This is a genomic window from Rothia sp. ZJ1223, from assembly GCF_016900985.1.
Lineage (GTDB): Bacteria > Actinomycetota > Actinomycetes > Actinomycetales > Micrococcaceae > Rothia.
This window is the reverse complement of sequence record NZ_JAFEUT010000008.1, coordinates 1-5,819: the sequence shown is the minus strand read 5'-3', so window position 1 is coordinate 5,819 and position 5,819 is coordinate 1. Positions and strand designations below refer to the sequence as shown.

1 protein-coding gene and 3 rRNA genes are annotated in these 5,819 nt (G+C 51.7%); 3 read left to right on the top strand and 1 reads right to left on the bottom strand.

The window, feature by feature from the left end:
* Positions 1–264, bottom strand: a 264-nt coding sequence (locus JTP09_RS09910; protein ID WP_204878304.1) for a hypothetical protein, incomplete at its 3' end; no start/stop codon positions are given.
* A gap of 280 nt (positions 265–544) precedes the next feature.
* Here JTP09_RS09910 and JTP09_RS09905 point away from each other — a divergent pair.
* The 3 genes from JTP09_RS09905 (at position 545) to rrf (ending at position 5,810) form a co-directional block, all read left to right on the top strand.
* Positions 545–2,078, top strand: a 16S ribosomal RNA gene (locus tag JTP09_RS09905).
* Positions 2,079–2,447: 369 nt separating this feature from the next.
* Positions 2,448–5,556 (top strand): 23S ribosomal RNA (locus JTP09_RS09900).
* 137 nt (positions 5,557–5,693) lie between these two features.
* Positions 5,694–5,810 (top strand): 5S ribosomal RNA (gene rrf / locus JTP09_RS09895).
* The 16S, 23S and 5S rRNA genes sit together here, the layout of an rRNA operon.
* Positions 5,811–5,819 lie beyond the last annotated feature (9 nt).

Here is a 5,819-nt window from a genome sequence, read left to right as displayed (position 1 = left end):
TGCGTATAGTTGTTTGAGTCGTCGTGGCGCGGTGCTGTATGAAGTGCCTAGTCGGGCGGTGGTTTTGAGAGTTTTATAGGGTGTTTCTGGTGCGTGTGTGCTTGGTTTTGTGTGGTTGCCTGTTGTGGTGGTTGCTGGGATGTGCTCATGCGTGGTTGTGATGTGGAACATGTTGTTTCGTGTTGCGGTGTGGAAATGCTTCTGGTAAGCTTGAATGGTTGCCTGCTGCGGTGGGTGGCTGAAATAAGAGAATTGACTGCCCAATGCAAGCTTCTTGCGCCGGTTGGTGTGGGGTGAGTGTTGGGGTGGTTTGTTGCTTGAGAACTCAATAGTGTGCTTTGATTTATAAAAACTTTGATTGATACCAATTTATTTATTATTTTGATAACTTTTGGTTTTCAATATGACAGTTATGATCATCTCTCGAGCACTATGTTTGTGGTGTTTGTTCCGTCATTAAGCACGGCGGGTGCTTCCGTTTTGTGGAGTATGGGATGGTTTTGTTTATTTTTGAGCTATAACAGTTATCATTCTTTTTTGTTTTTTAACGGAGAGTTTGATTCTGGCTCAGGACGAACGCTGGCGGCGTGCTTAACACATGCAAGTCGAACGATGATGCTTGGTGCTTGCACCGGGTTGATTAGTGGCGAACGGGTGAGTAATACGTGAGTAACCTGCCTTTGACTCTGGGATAAGCCTGGGAAACTGGGTCTAATACCGGATATGACTGGGAACCGCATGGTTTTTGGTGGAAAGGGTTTGTACTGGTTTTAGATGGGCTCACGGCCTATCAGCTTGTTGGTGGGGTAATGGCTCACCAAGGCGACGACGGGTAGCCGGCCTGAGAGGGTGACCGGCCACACTGGGACTGAGACACGGCCCAGACTCCTACGGGAGGCAGCAGTGGGGAATATTGCACAATGGGCGCAAGCCTGATGCAGCGACGCCGCGTGAGGGATGACGGCCTTCGGGTTGTAAACCTCTTTCAGCAGGGGAGAAGCGAAAGTGACGGTACCTGCAGAAGAAGCGCCGGCTAACTACGTGCCAGCAGCCGCGGTAATACGTAGGGCGCGAGCGTTGTCCGGAATTATTGGGCGTAAAGAGCTTGTAGGCGGTTTGTCGCGTCTGCTGTGAAAGCCCGGGGCTTAACTCCGGGTGTGCAGTGGGTACGGGCTAACTAGAGTGCAGTAGGGGAGACTGGAATTCCTGGTGTAGCGGTGGAATGCGCAGATATCAGGAGGAACACCGATGGCGAAGGCAGGTCTCTGGGCTGTAACTGACGCTGAGAAGCGAAAGCATGGGGAGCGAACAGGATTAGATACCCTGGTAGTCCATGCCGTAAACGTTGGGCACTAGGTGTGGGGGACATTCCACGTTTTCCGCGCCGTAGCTAACGCATTAAGTGCCCCGCCTGGGGAGTACGGTCGCAAGGCTAAAACTCAAAGAAATTGACGGGGGCCCGCACAAGCGGCGGAGCATGCGGATTAATTCGATGCAACGCGAAGAACCTTACCAAGGCTTGACATACGCTGGATCGCTCTAGAGATAGGGTTTCCCTTTTTGGGCTGGTGTACAGGTGGTGCATGGTTGTCGTCAGCTCGTGTCGTGAGATGTTGGGTTAAGTCCCGCAACGAGCGCAACCCTCGTTCTATGTTGCCAGCACGTGATGGTGGGGACTCATAGGAGACTGCCGGGGTCAACTCGGAGGAAGGTGGGGATGACGTCAAATCATCATGCCCCTTATGTCTTGGGCTTCACGCATGCTACAATGGCCGGTACAATGGGTTGCGATACTGTGAGGTTGAGCTAATCCCAAAAAGCCGGTCTCAGTTCGGATTGGGGTCTGCAACTCGACCCCATGAAGTCGGAGTCGCTAGTAATCGCAGATCAGCAACGCTGCGGTGAATACGTTCCCGGGCCTTGTACACACCGCCCGTCAAGTCACGAAAGTTGGTAACACCCGAAGCCGATGGCCTAACCGCTTTTTGTGGGGGGAGTCGTCGAAGGTGGGACTGGCGATTGGGACTAAGTCGTAACAAGGTAGCCGTACCGGAAGGTGCGGCTGGATCACCTCCTTTCTAAGGAGCTTCAACATTTATTGGTTGAGCCTGGTTTGTCCGCGAGTGTTGGACACTGGGTTTGCTCATGGGTGGAATATCGTCATTGTTTTTGGCATTGCTTGGTTGTGGTGTTTTCAAGGTATACTGTTGGGTTTTGAGGTAGCAAGCTTTGGTTTGTTGTCTCTGTTGTTGTGCCTGGCGCATGGTGGATATGCTGTTTTGGTGTGTTTGTTGTGTGTGTGGGTTGTTGTTTGAGAACTGTATAGTGGACGCGAGCATCTTCTGGAAACTGTGAGCGAATGGGCGCTTTTGGGTGTTTGTTTGTTCTGTTATTGTTTTCATGATTTTGTAACAACTTAGATTTTATTCTTTGATTATTTGTGTGTTTTGTAAGTTATTAAGGGCACACGGTGGATGCCTTGGCATCAGGAGCCGATGAAGGACGTGTGAATCTGCGATAAGCCTGGGGGAGCCGATAACAGGGCGTTGATTCCAGGATTTCCGAATGGGGAAACCCGGCTTGCAGTGATGTGAGTTACCGCCAGTTGAATGTATAGGCTGGTTGGGGGGAACGCGGGGAAGTGAAACATCTCAGTACCTGCTGGAAGAGAAAATAACTAATGATTCTGTGAGTAGTGGCGAGCGAAAGCGGATGAGACTAAACCTGTGGTGTGTGATAGCGGTTAGGCGTTGCATCATGGGGGTTGTGGGAGTTACCGTTCTAGTTCTAACTGGCTAGTGTAGTGATGTTGTGTTGTGTAGGGGAACGTCTTGGAATGGACGGCCGGAGAGGGTGAGAGTCCTGTACCTGAAATGTGACACGCCGCTTGTGTGACCACCCGAGTAGCACGGGGCTCGTGGAATCTCGTGTGAATCTGCCAGGACCACCTGGTAAGTCTAAATACTTCCTGATGACCGATAGCGGATAAGTACCGTGAGGGAATGGTGAAAAGTACCCCGGGAGGGGAGTGAAATAGTACCTGAAACCGTGTGCTTACAAGCCGTTGGAGCCTTTTGGGGTGACAGCGTGCCTTTTGAAGAATGAGCCTGCGAGTTAGTGTTCTGTCGCGAGGTTAACCCGTGTGGGGTAGCCGTAGCGAAAGCGAGTCTGAATAGGGCGTTTGAGTGGCAGGATCTAGACCCGAAGCGGAGTGATCTATCCATGGCCAGGTTGAAGCTACGGTAAGACGTGGTGGAGGACCGAACCCACTTCAGTTGAAAATGGAGGGGATGAGCTGTGGATAGGGGTGAAAGGCCAATCAAACTCTGTGATAGCTGGTTCTCCCCGAAATGCATTTAGGTGCAGCGTTACATGTTTCTTGCCGGAGGTAGAGCTACTGGATGGCCGATGGGCCCCACAGGGTTACTGACGTCAGCCAAACTCCGAATGCCGGTAAGTGAGAGTGTAGCAGTGAGACAGTGGGGGATAAGCTTCATTGTCGAGAGGGAAACAGCCCAGACCATCAACTAAGGTCCCTAAGCGTGTGCTAAGTGGGAAAGGATGTGGAGTTGCTTAGACAACCAGGAGGTTGGCTTAGAAGCAGCCATCCTTGAAAGAGTGCGTAATAGCTCACTGGTCAAGTGATTCCGCGCCGATAATGTAGCGGGGCTCAAGTACACCACCGAAGTTATGGCAATGTGCTTCATTTGTGGAGTGTGTTGGGTAGGGGAGCGTCGTGTATCCAGTGAAGCTGCGGTGTGAACTAGTGGTGGAGGGTATGCGAGTGAGAATGCAGGCATGAGTAGCGAATCACGGGTGGGAAACCCGTGCGCCGGATGATCAAGGGTTCCAGGGTCAAGCTAATCTGCCCTGGGTTAGTCGGGGCCTAAGGCGAGGCCGACAGGCGTAGTCGATGGATAACGGGTTGATATTCCCGTACCGACGAAGGACCGTCCATACTAAGACTGTGATGCTAACTATGCGATGTGGTTTGTAACTGCACTGGTTTTATGATTGGTGTGGAGCTTACTGCGGGTTGTAGGATCCGAGCAGTGGCGGTAAGCGTATTAACAGGTGTGACGCAGGAAGGTAGCCAAGCCACGCGATGGTTGTCGTGGTCTAAGCATGTAGGGTATCGGTTTGTTAAATGCGGCCGTGTTTGCCTGAGGTGTGATGGGACCCCGTTTGTGGGGGATTTGGTGATCCTATGCTGTCGAGAAAAGCATCGGCGTGAGGTTCTAGTTGCCCGTACCCTAAACCGACACAGGTGATCAGGTAGAGAATACTAAGGCGATCGAGAGAATCATGGTTAAGGAACTCGGCAAAATGCCCCCGTAACTTCGGGAGAAGGGGGACCTTGAGCGTGAACTGCCCTTGCGGTGGGGAGCGTGTATGGGTCGCAGAGACCAGGGGGAAGCGACTGTTTATCAAAAACACAGGTCCGTGCGAAGTCGTAAGACGATGTATACGGACTGACTCCTGCCCGGTGCTGGAAGGTTAAGAGGATTGGTTAGATCTTTGTGGTCGAAGCTGAGAATTTAAGCCCCAGTAAACGGCGGTGGTAACTATAACCATCCTAAGGTAGCGAAATTCCTTGTCGGGTAAGTTCCGACCTGCACGAATGGAGTAACGACTTCCCTACTGTCTCAACCATGAACTCGGCGAAATTGCAGTACGAGTAAAGATGCTCGTTACGCGCAGCAGGACGGAAAGACCCCGTGACCTTTACTATAGTTTGGTATTGGTGTTTGGTGTGGCTTGTGTAGGATAGGTGGGAGACTGTGAAGCATGGACGCTAGTTTGTGTGGAGTCGTTGTTGAAATACCACTCTGGTCATTCTGGATATCTAACTTCGGGCCATGATCTGGTTCAGGGACAGTGCCTGATGGGTAGTTTAACTGGGGCGGTTGCCTCCTAAAGAGTAACGGAGGCGCCCAAAGGTTCCCTCAGCCTGGTTGGCAATCAGGTGTTGAGTGTAAGTGCACAAGGGAGCTTGACTGTGAGACTGGCAGGTCGAGCAGGGACGAAAGTCGGGACTAGTGATCCGGCGGTTCATTGTGGAATGGCCGTCGCTCAACGGATAAAAGGTACCTCGGGGATAACAGGCTGATCTTGCCCAAGAGTCCATATCGACGGCATGGTTTGGCACCTCGATGTCGGCTCGTCGCATCCTGGGGCTGGAGTTGGTCCCAAGGGTTGGGCTGTTCGCCCATTAAAGCGGTACGCGAGCTGGGTTCAGAACGTCGTGAGACAGTTCGGTCCCTATCCGCTGCGTGCGTTGGAAATTTGAGAAAGGCTGTCCTTAGTACGAGAGGACCGGGACGGACGAACCTCTGGTATGTCAGTTGTACCGCCAGGTGCATGGCTGATTGGCTACGTTCGGGAGGGATAACCGCTGAAAGCATCTAAGTGGGAAGCCTGTTTTGAGATGAGATTTCCTTGCACTTTTTGTGTGTGAGACTCCCTATAGATGATGGGGTTGATAGGCCAGGTATGGAAGCGCCGACTGAAGAGGTGTGGAGTTGACTGGTACTAATAGGTCGAAGGCTTACTGTTTATCACTTTTTGTGGTGGCATGAGTATGTGAGTATTGTTTTTGTTGTTGACGTGTCCACTGTATGGTTTTTGGGTAATAACCCCGGCGTGTGCCCCTCCTCTTGTTTGTTTGTTGGTGGGGTGTGTGTTGTTTGGTTTTCCGTGGTTTTGGCGAGAGTAAAATACCTGGTTCCATTCCGAACCCAGTAGTTAAGGCTTTTTGCGCTGATGGTACTGCACTTGTTAGGGTGTGGGAGAGTAGGTCACCGCGGGTTTTTTGTTTG